At 60.1% G+C, this 16,819-nt stretch carries 21 protein-coding genes; 10 read left to right on the top strand and 11 right to left on the bottom strand.

What is annotated here, in order from left to right; translation table 11 throughout:
- Window positions 1-228 precede the first annotated feature (228 nt).
- The 4 genes from ftsY to rpoH all read left to right on the top strand — a co-directional run bounded on the left by ftsY (window position 229) and on the right by rpoH (window position 4,399).
- Entirely contained in the window at window positions 229-1,740 is a 1,512-nt protein-coding gene (ftsY, locus tag J0G10_RS29040) for a signal recognition particle-docking protein FtsY (RefSeq protein WP_220557123.1), read from the top strand.
- Entirely contained in the window at window positions 1,737-2,408 is a 672-nt protein-coding gene (ftsE, locus tag J0G10_RS29035; RefSeq protein ID WP_220557122.1) for a cell division ATP-binding protein FtsE, read from the top strand. The genes ftsY and ftsE overlap by 4 nt, the downstream gene beginning before the upstream one ends.
- Window positions 2,405-3,430 (top strand): permease-like cell division protein FtsX, encoded by a 1,026-nt coding sequence (gene ftsX / locus J0G10_RS29030; RefSeq protein ID WP_095049452.1) that lies wholly within the window; start codon window positions 2,405-2,407, stop codon window positions 3,428-3,430. Before ftsE ends, ftsX begins: the two co-directional genes overlap by 4 nt.
- A gap of 114 nt (window positions 3,431-3,544) precedes the next feature.
- Window positions 3,545-4,399: an RNA polymerase sigma factor RpoH gene (rpoH, locus tag J0G10_RS29025; RefSeq protein WP_003229146.1), complete on the top strand. Its 855-nt coding sequence runs from the start codon at window positions 3,545-3,547 to the stop codon at window positions 4,397-4,399.
- Window positions 4,400-4,580: 181 nt separating this feature from the next.
- Here the strand turns inward: rpoH and mtgA are convergent, their stop codons facing one another.
- Complete coding sequence (gene mtgA / locus J0G10_RS29020; RefSeq protein ID WP_095049453.1) at window positions 4,581-5,303, bottom strand: monofunctional biosynthetic peptidoglycan transglycosylase; 723 nt, start codon at window positions 5,301-5,303, stop codon at window positions 4,581-4,583.
- Between the two features lie 74 nt (window positions 5,304-5,377).
- Between mtgA and J0G10_RS29015 the strand changes: the two genes are divergently transcribed.
- The 5 genes from J0G10_RS29015 (at window position 5,378) to J0G10_RS28995 (ending at window position 8,577) form a co-directional block, all read left to right on the top strand.
- The gene (locus tag J0G10_RS29015) at window positions 5,378-5,758 is read left to right on the top strand and encodes a DUF423 domain-containing protein (protein WP_095049454.1); all 381 of its coding nucleotides are present in this window, start codon (window positions 5,378-5,380) and stop codon (window positions 5,756-5,758) included.
- Window positions 5,759-5,829: 71 nt separating this feature from the next.
- Window positions 5,830-6,030 (top strand): sulfur carrier protein ThiS, encoded by a 201-nt coding sequence (gene thiS / locus J0G10_RS29010; protein WP_167359915.1) that lies wholly within the window; start codon window positions 5,830-5,832, stop codon window positions 6,028-6,030.
- Between the two features lie 60 nt (window positions 6,031-6,090).
- Window positions 6,091-6,885, top strand: a complete 795-nt coding sequence (locus J0G10_RS29005; protein ID WP_007913621.1) for a thiazole synthase — start codon at window positions 6,091-6,093, stop codon at window positions 6,883-6,885.
- Between the two features lie 9 nt (window positions 6,886-6,894).
- A complete protein-coding gene (gene trmB, locus J0G10_RS29000) occupies window positions 6,895-7,620 on the top strand; it encodes a tRNA (guanosine(46)-N7)-methyltransferase TrmB (RefSeq protein WP_095049455.1) in 726 nt (241 codons plus the stop codon).
- Window positions 7,621-7,788: 168 nt separating this feature from the next.
- Window positions 7,789-8,577: a hypothetical protein gene (locus J0G10_RS28995; RefSeq protein WP_095049456.1), complete on the top strand. Its 789-nt coding sequence runs from the start codon at window positions 7,789-7,791 to the stop codon at window positions 8,575-8,577.
- A gap of 126 nt (window positions 8,578-8,703) precedes the next feature.
- Here J0G10_RS28995 and J0G10_RS28990 read toward each other — a convergent pair whose 3' ends face one another.
- From J0G10_RS28990 to J0G10_RS28945, 10 genes are all read right to left on the bottom strand, one after another.
- Window positions 8,704-9,027, bottom strand: coding sequence for a DUF3392 domain-containing protein (locus J0G10_RS28990; protein WP_007913629.1), 324 nt, complete (start codon window positions 9,025-9,027; stop codon window positions 8,704-8,706).
- Window positions 9,028-9,049: 22 nt separating this feature from the next.
- The gene (hemW, locus tag J0G10_RS28985; protein WP_245398007.1) at window positions 9,050-10,255 is read right to left on the bottom strand and encodes a radical SAM family heme chaperone HemW; all 1,206 of its coding nucleotides are present in this window, start codon (window positions 10,253-10,255) and stop codon (window positions 9,050-9,052) included.
- Window positions 10,252-10,848: an RdgB/HAM1 family non-canonical purine NTP pyrophosphatase gene (gene rdgB, locus J0G10_RS28980; protein ID WP_095125841.1), complete on the bottom strand. Its 597-nt coding sequence runs from the start codon at window positions 10,846-10,848 to the stop codon at window positions 10,252-10,254. The genes hemW and rdgB overlap by 4 nt, the downstream gene beginning before the upstream one ends.
- On the bottom strand, window positions 10,845-11,279 hold the full coding sequence (locus J0G10_RS28975) for a DUF4426 domain-containing protein (protein ID WP_095049459.1): 435 nt from the start codon (window positions 11,277-11,279) through the stop codon (window positions 10,845-10,847). The genes rdgB and J0G10_RS28975 overlap by 4 nt, the downstream gene beginning before the upstream one ends.
- A 26-nt stretch (window positions 11,280-11,305) precedes the next feature.
- Entirely contained in the window at window positions 11,306-11,926 is a 621-nt protein-coding gene (gene metW, locus J0G10_RS28970) for a methionine biosynthesis protein MetW (RefSeq protein WP_007913638.1), read from the bottom strand.
- A gap of 7 nt (window positions 11,927-11,933) precedes the next feature.
- Window positions 11,934-13,073 carry a homoserine O-succinyltransferase MetX gene (gene metX, locus J0G10_RS28965; protein ID WP_095049460.1) on the bottom strand — a complete coding sequence of 380 codons (1,140 nt, stop codon included), beginning with the start codon at window positions 13,071-13,073 and terminating at the stop codon, window positions 11,934-11,936.
- Between the two features lie 179 nt (window positions 13,074-13,252).
- Window positions 13,253-13,540, bottom strand: coding sequence for a DUF167 domain-containing protein (locus J0G10_RS28960; protein ID WP_095049461.1), 288 nt, complete (start codon window positions 13,538-13,540; stop codon window positions 13,253-13,255).
- A complete protein-coding gene (locus tag J0G10_RS28955; protein ID WP_095049462.1) occupies window positions 13,537-14,127 on the bottom strand; it encodes a YggT family protein in 591 nt (196 codons plus the stop codon). The genes J0G10_RS28960 and J0G10_RS28955 overlap by 4 nt, the downstream gene beginning before the upstream one ends.
- A 10-nt stretch (window positions 14,128-14,137) precedes the next feature.
- Entirely contained in the window at window positions 14,138-14,956 is an 819-nt protein-coding gene (gene proC / locus J0G10_RS28950) for a pyrroline-5-carboxylate reductase (protein ID WP_095125842.1), read from the bottom strand.
- 23 nt (window positions 14,957-14,979) lie between these two features.
- Complete coding sequence (locus J0G10_RS28945; protein WP_095125843.1) at window positions 14,980-15,666, bottom strand: YggS family pyridoxal phosphate-dependent enzyme; 687 nt, start codon at window positions 15,664-15,666, stop codon at window positions 14,980-14,982.
- Between the two features lie 56 nt (window positions 15,667-15,722).
- Here J0G10_RS28945 and J0G10_RS28940 point away from each other — a divergent pair, with 56 nt between their 5' ends.
- On the top strand, window positions 15,723-16,757 hold the full coding sequence (locus J0G10_RS28940) for a type IV pilus twitching motility protein PilT (protein ID WP_095049465.1): 1,035 nt from the start codon (window positions 15,723-15,725) through the stop codon (window positions 16,755-16,757).
- The last annotated feature ends 62 nt before the right edge of the window (window positions 16,758-16,819 follow it).

The raw sequence follows: 16,819 nt of genomic DNA, 5'->3' as shown, positions 1-16,819 counted from the left end.
GGCTGAATGGGTTTGCGGCAGAAAGCTACAGTTTATCGACTAAACTTCGCTTTTTCGCCGAATTTGCCGGTTTAGTCCTTCGTTTATACGATTCTTTGAGGTGCCGCTGGCGCCTCGACAAAATGTTGCGCGTGAACAAGCTGGATGAAACACAGTCTGTTCTGCATCGAATATTTATTTGCCGGGGCGCCCTTATGGCGCGTCGCTACCGTGAGATAGCCGTCCTCCATGTTTGGTTCCAACGACGACAAGAAGACCCCAGCTGCGGCTGGCGAGAAGAAAAGCCTGTTCGGATGGCTGCGTAAGAAACCGCAGGAACCCGTCGTCGAACAGCCGCCGGTGATTCCTGAGCCAGCGCCTGCGCCGGCGCCGGCTCCAGTCATAGAAGAAGAGCCGGCACCGATTGTGCTGCCGATTGCCGAGCCGGTGTTGCAACCGGTTGAGCCTGAGCCAGAGCCTGAAGCGCCTGTGGCGGCTGAACTACCGCTGACTCCTGCGGCTGAACCGTGGCTGACCTTGCCGGTGGCGGAAGAGCCGGTGGCGTTGGTTGAAGAAGCTGCGCCACACATCACCCCGGACATTCCAGCGCCTGCTGCGTTGGTGCCCGAGGTGGCTCGGGCGCCTGTGGTTGAGCCGGTTGTCGAGCCTGCGCCGGTTGTTGCTGAGCCTGTTGCGCCGGCGTTTATCGCTCCTGTCGTTCAACAGCCCGAGCCTGCACCTGCACCTGCACCGGTCGTCGCTGCGCCAGTTGTGCCGGTTGAAGTGGTTACCGAGGCCCCAGTCGAAGCCCCGCGCACCGAAGAAACCAAAGCCGGTTTCTTCGCCCGTCTCAAGCAAGGCCTGTCGAAAACCAGCGCCAGCATCGGCGAGGGCATGGCCAGCTTGTTCCTCGGCCGCAAAACCATTGATGACGACCTGCTCGATGACCTCGAAACCCGTCTGCTCACCGCCGACGTCGGCGTCGAAGCTACCACGCAAATCATCCAGCGCCTGACCCAGAAGGTCGCCCGCAAAGAGCTGGCCGACGCCGACGCGCTGTACAAATCCCTGCAGGCCGAACTGGCAGCGATGCTCAAGCCGGTCGAACAACCGCTGAAAATCGTTTCGCAGAACAAGCCGTTCGTGATTCTGGTGGTTGGCGTCAACGGCGCCGGCAAAACCACCACCATCGGCAAACTGGCGAAGAAGCTGCAACTGGAAGGCAAGAAAGTCATGCTCGCCGCCGGTGACACCTTCCGCGCCGCTGCCGTGGAGCAATTGCAGGTCTGGGGCGAGCGCAACAAGATTCCGGTCATCGCCCAGCACACCGGCGCCGACTCGGCCTCGGTGATTTTCGACGCCGTGCAGGCTGCCAAGGCCCGTGGCATTGACGTATTGATCGCCGACACCGCCGGTCGTCTGCACACCAAAGACAACCTGATGGAAGAACTGAAAAAGGTTCGCCGCGTCATCGGCAAGCTCGACGCCGACGCGCCGCACGAAGTGCTGCTGGTGCTCGACGCCGGTACTGGCCAGAACGCGATCAACCAGGCCAAGCAATTCAACCAGACCGTCGAACTGACCGGTCTGGCGCTGACCAAGCTCGACGGCACTGCCAAGGGCGGCGTGATTTTCGCCCTGGCCAAGCAGTTCGGCTTGCCGATCCGCTACATCGGCGTCGGTGAAGGCATCGACGACTTGCGCACTTTTGAAGCCGAACCCTTTGTCCAGGCACTGTTTGCCGAGCGGGAGCGTTCATGATTCGTTTCGAACAGGTCGGTAAACGCTACCCGAACGGTCACGTCGGCTTGCATGAGCTGAGCTTTCGAGTCCGTCGTGGCGAGTTCTTGTTTGTCACCGGTCACTCCGGCGCCGGTAAATCCACGTTGTTGCGCCTGTTGCTGGCGATGGAGCGTCCGACCAGCGGCAAACTGCTGCTGGCTGGGCAAGACCTGAGCACCATCAGCAACGCGCAGATTCCGTTCCTGCGTCGGCAGATCGGCGTGGTGTTCCAGAACCACCAGTTGCTGTTTGATCGCACGGTGTTCAACAACGTCGCCTTGCCGCTGCAGATTCTTGGCTTGTCCAAGGTCGAAATCGCCAAGCGTGTCGATTCGGCGCTGGAGCGCGTGGCGCTGTCGGATAAAACCGATCTGTATCCGGGCGACCTGTCCACCGGTCAGCAACAGCGTGTCGGCATTGCTCGCGCCATCGTGCACCGTCCGGCCTTGCTGCTGGCGGACGAACCCACCGGTAACCTCGACCCGCGTCTGGCGGCTGAAATCATGGGCGTGTTCGAAGACATCAATCGTCTGGGCACCAGTGTGCTGATCGCCAGTCACGACCTGGCGCTGATCGCGCGCATGCGTCACCGCATGCTGACCCTGCAACGCGGCCGATTGATCGGCGACGGGGAGGCCGGAGAATGAGTGCGACACGCAGTCCGAAGGTTTCCGAACGTGTGGCGCCGAAAGCCGCCGATCCGCAACCACCGAAGAAGAAAAAACACGACGAAGACGATGGCCCGGACTTCGCCACGCTGTTCCGTGCCTGGGTCGAAAGCCATCGCGCCAGTCTGCTCGACAGCCTGCGTCGTCTCGGCAAGCAGCCGATCGGCAGCTTCTTCACCTGCATGGTGATGGCGGTCGCGCTGAGTCTGCCAATGGGCTTGTCCCTGTTGCTCAACAACGTCGAGCGTCTTGGCGGTTCGTGGCAGCGTGCAGCGCAGATTTCGCTGTATCTGCAACTCGACGCCAGTCCGCAGCAGGGCGAGTCGTTGCGCGAGCAGATCAAAGGCATGCCCGGCGTAGCGGATGCTGAATATGTCGGCCGCGATCAGGCGCTGGAAGAGTTTCAGCAGCAATCCGGGTTGGGTGAAGCCCTACGCGAGCTGCCGGAGAACCCGTTGCCGGGCGTGGTGCTGGTCACCCCGAATGAGGTCGACAAGCCGACGCTGGAAGCATTAAGACAAAAACTTTCCGAATTGCCCAAGGTACAACAGGCGCAACTTGATCTAGTCTGGGTCGAGCGTCTGGCCGCCATCCTCAAGCTTGGCGATCGTTTTGTCTTCGGTCTGACGGTGCTTTTGGTTTCTGCATTACTTTTGGTGATAGGCAATACCATTCGTCTTCATATTGAAAACCGCCGCACCGAGATAGAAGTGATTAAACTCGTCGGCGGCACTGACAGTTATGTGCGTCGCCCTTTCCTTTATATGGGGGCGTTGTATGGCTTCGGTGCGGGGCTATTGTCCTGGGGCGTCTTGGCGTTCGGCCTGAACTGGCTGAACGATGCGGTGGTTGGGCTGGCCGGTTTGTACGGCAGTGATTTCGCTCTGGCCGGAGTGCCAGTTGCCGACGGTCTGTCGCTCTTGCTTGGCGCGGTGCTGTTGGGTTATATCGGTGCATGGATTGCAGTCGCACGCCATCTCAGGGAGCTGGCGCCGAAGTAGAATCTTTTTTGCGCGTGATTGACCTCGCGGTTTTTTGGGAACTTGTATTTGAGTTCCCGGTCAATTTTTCGCAGTGCTGAGAAGCACGAGTATGTAAGTGGGAGGTTTTTTCGCATGACCAATTCTTTGCAACCTGCGTATGCGTTGGTTCCGGGTGCGAACCTGGAAGCCTACGTGCACACCGTCAACAGCATTCCATTGCTGACGCCGGAGCAGGAGCGTGAACTGGCCGAGAGTCTCTACTATGAGCAGGATTTGGGGGCGGCTCGGCAGATGGTGCTCGCCCACCTGCGTTTTGTTGTACATATCGCCCGTAGTTATTCCGGCTACGGTCTGGCTCAGGCTGACCTGATTCAGGAAGGTAACGTCGGCCTGATGAAGGCCGTGAAGCGCTTCAACCCGGAAATGGGTGTGCGTCTGGTGTCGTTCGCTGTGCACTGGATCAAGGCGGAAATTCACGAGTTCATCCTGCGCAACTGGCGCATTGTGAAAGTCGCGACCACCAAGGCCCAGCGCAAGCTGTTCTTCAACCTGCGCAGCCAGAAGAAACGTCTGGCGTGGCTGAACAACGAGGAAGTCCACCGTGTGGCGGAAAGCCTCGGCGTTGAACCGCGTGAAGTGCGCGAGATGGAAAGTCGCCTGACCGGCCACGACATGGCCTTCGACCCGGCTGCTGAAGCCGACGATGACAGCGCTTTTCAATCGCCGGCCAACTACCTGGAAGACCACCGGTACGACCCGGCGCGTCAACTGGAAGATGCCGATTGGAGCGACAACTCCAACCACAACCTGCACGAAGCGCTGGAAGTGCTGGACGAACGTAGCCGCGACATCCTCTACCAGCGCTGGCTGGCAGAAGAGAAAGCCACGCTGCATGATCTGGCGCAGAAGTACAACGTGTCGGCCGAGCGGATCCGTCAACTCGAGAAGAGCGCGATGAACAAGCTCAAGTTGTCGATCGCCGCATAACCGGCGAGCAGGCAATAAAAAACGCCCCGATCAGCGATGATCGGGGCGTTTTCATTTCTGGCTTCACACAAAACCAATGTAGGAGTGAGCCTGCTCGCGATAGCGGTGTGACAGTCAGCATTGCCGTCACTGATGTACCGCTATCGCGAGCAGGCTCACTCCTACATTTAGATCCTCGGTGTTATCGCGACCACGGTGCCCGGCGCGAATCGTTGAGCCCCAACAGATAACTATCCCCACCCAACTGACTCATCTGCTGCCGAATCCACCCGGCCCGCCGCGAGACATAAGCGGTCGGATGGCTGGCACTCCAGACACGCGGATTGGGCAGAACAGCCGCCAGATAACTCGCCTGCTGCCGTGACAACGACTTCGCGCTAACACCAAAGTGATGGCGGGCTGCGGCTTCGGCGCCAAACACCCCGTCATCCCACTCGACGCTGTTGAGATACACCTCAAGAATCCGCTGCTTGGGCCAGAACACCTCGATCAGCGCAGTAAACCACGCCTCCAGGCCTTTACGCAGATAGCTGCGACCGGCCCACAGAAACAGGTTTTTCGACACCTGCTGGCTCAAAGTGCTCGCGCCGCGAATCGAGCCGCCAAGCTCGTTGTGGGCCAATGCAGCCTGGATCGCACTGAAATCAAAACCCCAATGCTCGGGAAACTTCTGATCCTCACCGGCCATGACCGCGACTTTGAGGTCGTCGGAGATCTCGTCCCACGGCTTCCACGTGCGTTGCAGGTCAATTGGCTCACCGTCGACCCAGGACTCGATCTTGCGTTCGACCATCAACGCCGTACCCGGCGGCGGCACGAAGCGAAACACCAGCACCAGCAAGACGCTGCCGCCGGCGAACCAGAGCAGGGCCTTCGTGAGACGACGGAAAATAGTACGCAGCATAGAGATGGCTTGGCCGAACCGGTGGAGCGGGCCATTATACAGACCCTGCCGATCACGTCTGACTGGAGTTCCCAATGCTGCGTGGCTTTTTGATGCTGGCCGCTTTTTTCGGTTTCACCGGGGTCGCCTTGGGTGCATTCGCCGCCCATGGCCTGAAAAACCGTCTGACACCCGAGTATCTGGCGATCTTCCATACCGGCGTCACCTATCAATTGGTGCACACCTTGGCGCTGTTTGGTGTGGCGCTGCTGGCCACACAGATTCAGGGTCGACTGGTCACTTGGGCCGGCGTGTCATTCACCATTGGCATCCTGCTGTTCTCCGGCAGCCTGTACGTGCTGACCACCACCGGCATCAGCAAGCTCGGCATCATCACCCCGTTTGGTGGCCTGGCGTTCCTGATTGGCTGGCTATGCCTGGGCCTCGCCGCCTGGCGCTTGCAACCAACCGCTTGACGCTTGGTGCTGACCTTTAGGTCATGATCGGGCTAGAATGCCAGCCCCTAAAAATGATGGTGGCGTTACGCATGCGCATTCAGTTGAACGGTGAATCCCTTGAACTGCCCGACGGTGAAACCGTTGCGGGCCTGATCACCCGTCTGGAACTGACCGGACGCCGGGTGGCAGTCGAACTCAATCTGGATATCGTCCCGCGCAGCCAGCATGCCGACACCACGCTCAACGACGGCGACAACGTTGAAGTGGTGCACGCCATCGGCGGCGGCTGATCGCCCGCCCCGCAAGGGCACAGAATTCTGCAAGACCCTCACTCCTAAAGAGGATTCCCCATGAGCATCGTTCGTAGCGACAAGCCTTTTGTGCTGGCCGGTCGTACTTACCAGTCGCGTTTGCTGGTCGGTACCGGCAAGTACCGTGACATGGAAGAAACCCGTCAGGCCATCGAAGCCTCGGGTGCCGAGATCGTCACCTTCGCCGTGCGCCGCACCAACCTGGGCCAGATCGAAGGCGAGCCGAACCTGCTCGACGTGCTGTCGCCGGAGCGCTACACCTTCCTGCCGAACACCGCCGGTTGTTACGACGCCATCGAAGCTGTGCGCACCTGCCGCCTGGCCCGTGAGCTGCTCGATGGCCACAACCTGGTGAAGCTGGAAGTACTGGCCGACCAGAAGACCCTGTTCCCTAACGTCATCGAAACCCTCAAGGCCGCGGAAACGCTGGTCAAGGAAGGCTTCGACGTGATGGTGTACACCAGCGATGACCCGATCATCGCCCGCCAACTGGCGGAAATCGGCTGCATCGCGGTCATGCCGCTGGCCGGTCTGATCGGTTCCGGTCTGGGGATCTGCAACCCGTACAACCTGCAGATCATCCTCGAAGAAGCCAAAATCCCTGTGCTGGTCGATGCCGGTGTCGGCACTGCGTCCGATGCGACCATCGCCATGGAACTGGGTTGCGATGCGGTGCTGATGAACTCGGCCATCGCCCACGCCCAGCAGCCGGTGATGATGGCTGAAGCCATGAAACACGCCATCGTTGCAGGCCGTCTGGCCTACCTCGCTGGCCGTATGCCGAAAAAACTCTATGCCAGCGCCTCTTCGCCGCTGGATGGTCTGATCAAGTAAGAGCCATTGATGACTGAATCGAACGACACGCCTGTCCAGACGGAAGAGGGCGACGAGCGCCAACACCGCCGCATCAAGAGCTTCGTGATGCGCGCCGGGCGCATGACCGAAGGCCAGCAACGCGGCCTGGATCAGGGCGCGCCGCTTTACGTGCTGCCGCTGGCCGACACCCCGGTGGATTACGATCAAGTGTTCGGCCGTTCGGCACCGCGCTCGCTGGAGATCGGTTTCGGCATGGGCCACTCGCTGCTGGAAATGGCTGCGGCCGCGCCGGATCAGGACTTCATCGGCGTTGAGGTTCACCGTCCGGGTGTTGGCGCGCTGCTCAATGGCGTGCTGACTCAGGGCCTGACCAACCTGCGGGTCTATGATTGCGACGCGATCGAAGTGCTCAACCGCTGCATCGCCGACAACAGTCTCGATCGCCTGATGCTGTTCTTCCCGGATCCGTGGCACAAGAGCCGTCACCACAAGCGCCGTATCGTTCAGGCCTCGTTCGCTGAGCTAGTGCGCAGCAAGTTGAAGGTTGGCGGCATTCTGCACATGGCCACCGACTGGGAACCGTACGCCGAGTACATGCTGGAAGTGATGAACGTCGCCCCGGGCTACCGCAACCTCGCCGAAGACGGCAAGTGCGTACCACGCCCGGCCGAACGCCCGATCACCAAGTTCGAACGCCGCGGCGAACGACTGGGCCATGGCGTGTGGGACCTGAAGTTCGAAAAACTCGCTTAAGCATCACGCAACACCCCTGTAGGAGCTGCGGCACGCTGCGATCTTTGATCTTGATTTTGAAGATCAAAGATCGCAGCGTGCCGCAGCTCAGTTGTTTCTGGAGTTTGCTCAAGTTTGGCTATGATCCGCCGAAAGCTCGAGGCCCCCATTTGTAAAGGAAGACAAATCTTGAAAGCCATTTTTGCCTGCACGCTGGTTCTGGGTCTCATTTGTTGCGCAGCGTGCGAACGGGTAGTCAGTCCCGAGGAATACTTCGCGAGTGCGCAGAGAACGGCGGCAAAGATCGAGCGCGACGCCAATGACCGGATCAAGCGTGAGGCCGCCGGGGAAAGCGTGCAATACACCCCTGAACAGTTGCGCGTTGCCGAAGGTGATCTCGAGGCTCTTGTGGACAACCTCAAGCATGCGTCGGACGGCGGGCACACGCTGGCCACCTATTTTTTGGCCAGCCTGCAGGACAACCCGATGTTTTCCGAGCAGACGCGCTTACAGACCTGTGGTCTTTATCAGCAGGCCATGGATGATGGGGTGTTAGCGGCTGCGGTGGGCTATTACCATTTGTGCGACAAAGCGTATGAACGATTTGATGCGCAAAATCCTGATCATTTGAAATTCTTGCAGTCTCTCGAGCAGTTGCTGCTCAAGCCTGATGCGCATGCTGACGACTATCCGTTGCAGGCCAAACGTTCGCTGTGTTTCGAAGAAAACGGGGCGCCTGCCGGCAAGGTCGGGCCGATGGCCGCCATGCGAGCCCGCGCAGCTGGCTTGGTATTGTCCGAAGACCAGTTTCGGGCTGAGGCCTACTACATACTCGCGTTGACTCGTGTGAACGGCAGCGATATGCGCGACAGCGGCAATATCGAACACTTCGATAAAGCGATAGCGCTGGGCTGCAAGGATTCCGTTGGCCTCAAGGCGATCCTTCAGGCGCAGAGCCGCTTATCGAAGAATCATTGAACCAAGGCCCAATAGTGGGAGCGAGCCTGCTCGCGAAAGCGGTCTGACAATCAACGATGTTGTTGGATGTTAAGACGCCTTCGCGAGCAGGCTCGCTCCCACAGTTGTTTTGGGGCGTTTGCGGAGTCAGCGGCGGTCGGCGACTACGCCGATGAGGACGAGGACTACCAGCAACACAGGCGCCAGGCTGTAGTTGTTGAACTGGCTCAAACCCTTGATCACCCACGGCGTGGCGTAGATCAGCGCGGCGCCGCTGCCGATCACGCACAGTAGGGCCATCAGTGGCACGCGCAGGGCGCCGGCGATGCTGCCCAGGCGTTGTTCGACCCAGCCTTTGAAGTCGGCGCCGAACAGCACCAGCAGGCAGCCCACCAGGGCCAGAGCGATTTCCGAGAGGTTGCTGCGGCTCCAGCGGGAGACGGTGGCGAGCAGGTCGAGTATCAAATCCATGCGTTTTCCCTTAGCACTGAAGTCAGTTCAGAAATTGTTGCAGCAAGTCGTTGAGGAACAACTGTCCGCGCTCGGTGGCCGCCAGACGTGACGGTTCGACCTGCAACAGACCGCTTTGTTCTGCCGCGGCCCGGCCTTCAGCGAGGCTTTCCAGCGACAGCCCGGTGCGCTCAGGATACAGGTGCGATTCGACGCCTGCGGTCAGGCGCAAAGCGTTCATCAGAAACTCGAACGGCATCTCGTCGTTGGTCAGCGCTTTCTCGCCGGCTTGAAAGCTTTTTGCCGGGTTGAGATAGTCCTTCGGCAAACGGGTTTTCCAGGTGCGAACGATGCGTCCGTCCGGGTGGCTGAGCTTGCCATGCGCACCCGCGCCAATGCCGATGAAGTCGCCAAAACTCCAGTAATTGAGGTTGTGCCGCGCCGGCCGGCCCGCCTGGGCATAAGCCGACACTTCGTATTGCGCATAACCGTGTTCCGCCAGCAGCGCTTGCCCGGCCTCTTGAATGTCCCACAGCGTGTCATCTTCCGGCAGCACCGGCGGCTGGTTCCAGAACACGGTGTTCGGTTCCAGCGTCAGTTGATACCAGGAAATGTGCGTCGGATTCAGTGCGATGGCCTGGCGCAGGTCGCTCAAGGCATCGTCCAGCGACTGGTCGGGCAAACCGTGCATCAAGTCGAGATTGAAGTTATCGAACCCGGCCTGACGTGCCATGCCGGCCGCACGCACCGCTTCGTCACCGTTGTGAATCCGCCCCAGCGCCTTGAGCTTTTCTTGCTGGAAGCTCTGGATGCCGATCGACAGGCGATTGATCCCCAGCTTGCGGTAGGCGACGAACTTCTCTTGCTCGAAGGTCCCGGGGTTGGCTTCCAGAGTGATTTCGATGTCGTGGGCAAACGGAATGCGCTGTTCGACGCCTTCCAGCAGCCGCCCGAGGGCTTCGGCGCTGAACAGGCTCGGCGTGCCGCCACCAAAGAAGATCGAACTGATTTCACGACCGTACACGGCGTGCAGGTCCTGATCGAGATCGGCCAACAGCGCATCAACGTATTCCTGCTCCGGCAAAACCGGGCTGGCGGTGTGTGAGTTGAAATCGCAATACGGACATTTGCGCACACACCACGGGATGTGGATGTACAGCGCCAGGGGCGGCAGCGTCGGCAACGGCGCCCGAGGCGAAGAGGCGGGGCCGCCGACAATCAGCGACGACGCAGAAGAATCACCGGTCATTTCAGGCCCAGACGCTGGCGCAGCAGATCCATTGCACGGGCGCGGTGGCTGATCTGGTTCTTGTCGGCCGGACTCAGTTCGGCGCTGGACACATCACGCTCCGGCACCCAGAACAGCGGGTCATAACCGAAACCGTGCTCGCCGCTGGCAGCGCTCAGTATCCGTCCGTGCCACAGGCCTTCGCAGAGAATCGGCAACGGATCGTCAGCGTGACGCACCAGCGCCAGCACGCAAACGAACTGCGCACCGCGCTCGGCTTCCGGCACATCTTTCAGTGCATCGAGCAATTTGGCATTGTTCGCCGCATCGCCCTTGCCGTCGGCATAGCGCGCCGAATAGATGCCTGGCGCACCGCCAAGGAAATCCACCGCCAGACCGGAATCGTCGGCCAGCGCCGGCAACCCGGAAATGCGTGCGGCGTTGCGTGCCTTGAGGATCGCGTTCTCGACGAACGACAGACCGGTTTCTTCCGGCTCGACCTTGCTCCACTCGCCAATCGAGCGCAGTTGCACCGATTCGCCGAGCATGGCCTGGAGTTCTTTGAGTTTGCCGGCGTTATGGCTGGCCAGTACGAGCTGCTTGATGTTCATCATTCGCCGGGAAAGAGTTCTTGGTTGAAATTGATGGTGTTGATCTTGTCGCCGTTCTGCACCTTGATTTCAAAGGTGCGGGTTTCCTGCTGAGGCACCGGGTACTGGGCGATGTAGTAGATCGCACCCTGCTCGGTGACTTGCTTGAAATTCAGCGGCACGCTCTGGCTGGTCAGGTCTTTGACCGTGCCGGTGACATTGGCGACCAGCGGTTTGCCGTCCTTGATCACCGAGACATTGATCACGCCCTGATTTTTGCTGCGAATCAGTTCAGCCGCCTTGGCGATGTCCGGCGTCAGAAACGTCGAGTTGAAAGTGTTGTAGTGCACCGTGACATCGCCGAAGGTTTCCTTGCGTTCGCCCTTGATGACGTCGGCCGCCATGGCGCTGGCGCTCAGGCAGGCAGTCAATAACAACAACGCTAAACGACCCATGATCGTGCTCCTCGAAATGACGGGATTCAGACCGCGACTTTGTGGTCTGCAAGCTGCGGGCTGCTGACGCGGTAGATACCGATCTCACCTAACAGATTAGGCCATAGCTTACTGGCCCACCCGTGGCGGTGCTGTTGATCCACGGCAAGCCGATCAATGACCTTCGCATCACGTTCGCGGCAAAGTTCTTCAAAGTCTTCGAAGGTGCAGAAGTGAATGTTCGGTGTGTTGTACCAGGTGTACGGCAGAAACTCGGACACCGGCATGCGGCCTTTGCTTGCCAGGTACCAGCGGCAGCGCCAGTGCCCGAAGTTCGGGAAGGTGATGATGCACTGACGGCCGACCCGGAGCATTTCGTCGAGGATCTTGTCCGGGTAATGCACGGCTTGCAGGGCCTGGGTCATGACGACGATGTCGAAACTGTTGCTGGCGAAGTTGCCCAGCCCCTTGTCCAGATCCTGTTCGATGACGTTGACGCCTTTGGCCACGCACTGGGCGATGTTGTCGGCGTCGTTTTCCAGGCCATAACCGGTGACGTTCTTGTTGTCGCGCAGCCAGGTCAGCAGCTCGCCGTCACCGCAACCGAGGTCGAGGACGCGGCTGCCGGCGGGGATCCATTCCTGGATGATTTCCAGATCAGCTCTCATGGCTTTCTCACAGCGTGATGCGGTTCATGTAATTGCCGAACGCCTGCAAGTAGCGCGGGATCGGAATCAGGAAGGCGTCGTGGCCCTGCGGTGCGTCGATTTCCAGATAGCTGACGTCTTTGCGCGCCGCCATCAGTGCATCCACCAGTTCCCGCGAGCGGGCAGGGGAGAAGCGCCAGTCGGTGGTGAACGACATCACGCAGAACTTGGCCGTGGCGTTTTCAAAGGTTTTCGCCAGGTTATCGTCGAAGTTCGCTGCCGGATCGAAGTAGTCCAGCGCCTTGGTCATCAACAGATAGGTGTTGGCGTCGAAGCGTCCGGAGAACTCTTCGCCCTGATAACGCAGGTAGCTTTCGACCTGGAACTCGACGCTGTGGAAGTCGTAGTTGAGCTTCTCGCTCTTGAGGCCACGGCCGAATTTCTCGCCCATGGAATCGTCGGACAGATAAGTGATGTGCCCGACCATGCGCGCCAGCATCAAGCCGCGTTTGGGGATCACGCCGGCTTCCTGGAACGAACCGCCGTGGAATTCCGGGTCGGTGAGGATCGCCTGACGCGCAACTTCGTTGAAGGCGATGTTCTGCGCCGACAGTTTTGGCGCCGAGGCGATAGCCAGACAATGGCGCACGCGGTCCGGGTAAGTGATGGTCCATTGCAATGCCTGCATGCCGCCGAGGCTACCGCCGATGACGGCCGCCCACTGGCCGATGCCGAGCAGGTCGGCCAGGCGCGCCTGGCTGTGTACCCAGTCCTCCACGGTCAGCACCGGGAAGTCGGCACCGAATGGCTTGCCGGTCTCCGGGTTAATGCTGCTGGGGCCGGTGGAGCCGTTGCAGCCGCCCAGATTATTCAGACTAACCACGAAGAACTTGCTGGTGTCGATCGGTTTGCCGGGGCCGATGCAGCTGTCCCACCAACCGGGTTTGCGGTCGTCGGGGCTATGGTAGCCGGCGGCGTGGTGATGGCCGGACAAGGCGTGGCAGATCAGCACGGCGTTGCTCGCCTGTGCGTTGAGCGTGCCGTAGGTTTCGTAGATCAGGTCATAAGCGGGCAGCGAACGGCCACAGGCCAAGGCCAGAGGTTCGCTGAAGTGCGCCGTTTGCGGCGTCACCAGACCAACAGAATCGGGGGGAAAGGCAGCTGGCATCGACCCTGCTCTCGTTGAAATGAGGCGTAAGTCTAAAGACCGGGGGGGTTAGCGGCAAGCAACTACCTGCGCTCGTTCCCACGCTCTGCGTGGGAATGCCTCATTGGACGCTCGGCGTCCGCTTCGGCAGGGGACGCGGAGCGTCCCGGGATGCATTCCCACGCGGAGCGTGGGAACGATCAGCGCATTAGGTCAGGCAAATCCGGCAACTTCTTCGGCGAGCAGATCTTCACTCGCTTCTGCCGGTTCAACTCGCCACTGAGCAAACTGACCTGGCTTTTGGACACCCCAAACGCCTTGGCCAGAAAGCCCATCAGATAAGCATTGGCCTTGCCCTCAACCGGCGGTGCAGTCAGACGAATCTTCAGGCGATCCCCATGCAGCCCGGCGAAGTCATCGCTGCGGGCTGCCGGTTGCAGGTGACACTCGAGGATCAAGTCGTCACCGTCCCATCGAAACCAGCTCACATCAGCAGACGGAGGATTTCCGGCATCATCGTCATCGCCGCCAGATTGTTGATCACCAGCATGTCGATCAGCTTCAGCGCGAGGAAGGCGAAGATCGGCGACAGATCCAGACCGCCAAGGTTTGGCAGGATTTTGCGGAACGGCGCCAGTGCCGGCTCGCAGATCTGGTTGACCAGCTCAGCACCCGGATTGTGGCTGCCCGGTGCAACCCACGACAGAATCACGCTGATGATCAGGGCGAAGAAGAAGATCTTCAGGAACAGCGCGGTCACGCCGATCAGCGACCAGATAAACAGTTGCAGCGGGTTACCGGTGGTGCCGTAAGTCAGCAGCAGGGTCAACGCCATCAGCGCCAGTTGCACCAGAATCGCCAGCACCAGCGACGACATGTCCAGACCAAACAGGCTCGGAATGATCCGGCGCAGTGGTTTGAGCAGTGGCTGGGTCGCTTTGACGATGAACTGGCACAGCGGGTTGTAGAAGTTCGCCCGCACCAGTTGCAGTACGAAACGCAGCAGCACGATCAGCAGGTACAGACTGCCGAGGGTTTGCAGCACGTAAACCGCTGCGGTATTCAATCCAATCATGTAAGGCTCCTTATTTGCCCAGTTGTTCGGCCATTTCGGCCGAGCGGTGCGCGGCGGCGCCGAGTGCGGTTTCGACCAGTGCTTCAAAGCCATTGGCCTGGAATGATTTGATTGCAGCTTCCGTGGTGCCGTTTGGCGAAGTCACGCGGCGGCGCAGTTCGGCGGCGTCAACGTCGCTGGAGACGGCCATATGCGCGGCGCCCAGTGCGGTCTGCAGGGTCAGTTGTTCTGCGATGTCTTTCGGCAGGCCGAGTTTGACGCCGGCGGCGGTCATGGCTTCGATCAGCAGGAAGAAATAGGCAGGGCCGGAACCTGACACAGCGGTCACGGCGTCCAGTTGCTGTTCTTCCTTCAGCCACAAGGCGATGCCGACGGCGGACAGCAGCTCTTCGGCTTGCTGGCGTTGCTCGGCGGTCACTTCGCTGGTGGCGTACAAGCCGCTGACGCCCTGACGCAGCAGCGCCGGGGTGTTGGGCATGCAGCGCACGATCGGCTGCTCGCCGAGCCACGCAGTCATGCTGGCGCAGGTGATACCGGCAGCAATCGAAACCACCAATTGATTGGGTTTCAGGCTTGGGCGAATCGCTTCGCACACGGTTTTCATTGCCTGCGGCTTGACCGCCAGTACGATCACATCGACGCCGTCGATGGCCTGAGCGTTATCGGCGAAGGTTTCGATGCCGTGTTCGGCACTGACCTTGGCGCGGGTTTCTTCACCCGGGTCGCTGGCACGGATCTGCCCGGCTTCCAGCCCCTTGGCGCGCAGGCCGCCAATCAGACTGGCCGCCATGTTGCCCGCACCGATAAACGCAATACGTGTGTTGCTCATGTGTGGTCCTTATCTGGAAACGTTCAAGATTGGGAATAGTCGCGGGCGCCAAACAGGGCCGTACCGATACGAACCCAGGTGGCGCCTTGGGCGATGGCCGACTCAAGGTCGTGGCTCATGCCCATGGAAAGTGTGTCGAGCGGCAGATCAAGGCTCGCCTGCAATTTCTGCACGGCGGCGAAGGCCGCGTCTTGCTCGGCGCGGTCGTCGGTCGGCTCGGGAATCGCCATCAGGCCGCGCAGTTTCAGGCGCGGCAGTGCGCTGATCGCGGCGGCCAATGCCGGCAGGTCAGCCGGAGTGCAGCCGGATTTACTGGCTTCGCCGCTGACATTGACCTGAACGCAGATGTTCAGCGGCGGCAGTTCAGCCGGGCGCTGTTCGGACAAGCGTTGAGCGATTTTCAGGCGATCCACGGAATGCACCCAGTCGAAATGCTCGGCGATGGCGCGAGTCTTGTTCGATTGAATGGGGCCGATGAAGTGCCAGATCAAGGGCAGGTCAGCCAGTTCGAGCTGTTTGCCCAAGGCTTCCTGCAGGTAGTTCTCGCCAAAGTCACGCAGGCCGGCGGCATATGCTTCGCGCAGGGCCTGGGCGGGTTTGGTCTTGCTGACCGCGAGCAACTGGACGCTGTTTTCAGCGCGGTTTGCAGCTGTTACCGCTGCCTGGATGCGCGAACTAACCAGTTGGATGTTGTCTGCTATCGTGGACATCAAGAGGCGCCAGCGGTCGGAAGGTTCGCGGCATTCTACTGGAATTGAGGAGCGCTATGGATATCACTGAACTGCTGGCCTTCAGCGCCAAACAAGGCGCTTCCGACCTGCACCTGTCGGCCGGTCTGCCGCCGATGATCCGTGTCGATGGCGATGTGCGGCGGATCAATCTGCCGGCGCTGGATCACAAGCAAGTGCACGAACTGATCTACGACATCATGAACGACACCCAGCGGGTCGACTTCGAGAAACATCTGGAAACCGACTTTTCCTTCGAAGTGCCGGGTGTGGCGCGTTTCCGCGTCAACGCTTTCAACCAGAACCGTGGCGCAGGCGCCGTATTCCGTACCATTCCGTCGAAAGTGCTGAGCATGGAAGACCTCGCCATGGGCGACGTCTTCCGCAAGATTACCGATGCGCCGCGCGGTCTGGTGCTGGTCACCGGGCCGACCGGTTCCGGCAAATCAACCACGCTGGCGGCGATGATCGATTACCTCAATACCCACCGGCATCACCACATCCTGACTATCGAAGATCCGATCGAGTTTGTTCACGAATCGCGCAAATGCCTGATCAATCAGCGTGAAGTCCACCGTGATACCCGCAGTTTCGCCACTGCGTTGCGCTCGGCACTGCGTGAAGACCCGGACGTGATTCTGGTCGGCGAGATGCGTGACCTGGAAACCATCCGCCTGGCGCTGACCGCTGCCGAAACCGGGCACTTGGTATTCGGCACGCTGCACACCACCTCGGCGGCGAAAACCATCGACCGCGTGGTCGACGTGTTCCCCGGTGACGAGAAGTCGATGGTGCGTTCGATGCTGTCCGAGTCGTTGCTGGCGGTGGTCTCGCAGACGTTGATCAAGAAGATCGGCGGCGGGCGGGTGGCGGCGCACGAGATCATGCTGGGCACGTCGGCGATCCGTAACCTGATCCGTGAGGACAAGGTGGCGCAGATGTATTCGGCGATTCAGACGGGTGGGTCGTTGGGCATGCAGACACTGGACATGTGCCTGAAGGATCTGCTGACCAAGGGCTTGATCAGCCGCGAGCATGCGCGGGAGAAGGCGCGGACGCCGGATAATTTCTGAGGGAGTGATCGTTCCCACGCTCTGCGTGGGAATGCAGCCCGGGACGCTCTGCGTCCCTGCCG

Source organism: Pseudomonas germanica (assembly GCF_019614655.1).
GTDB lineage: Bacteria > Pseudomonadota > Gammaproteobacteria > Pseudomonadales > Pseudomonadaceae > Aquipseudomonas > Aquipseudomonas neuropathica.
Note: the sequence above shows the minus strand (reverse complement) of the source record. Positions and strands in the feature narration are given on the sequence as shown.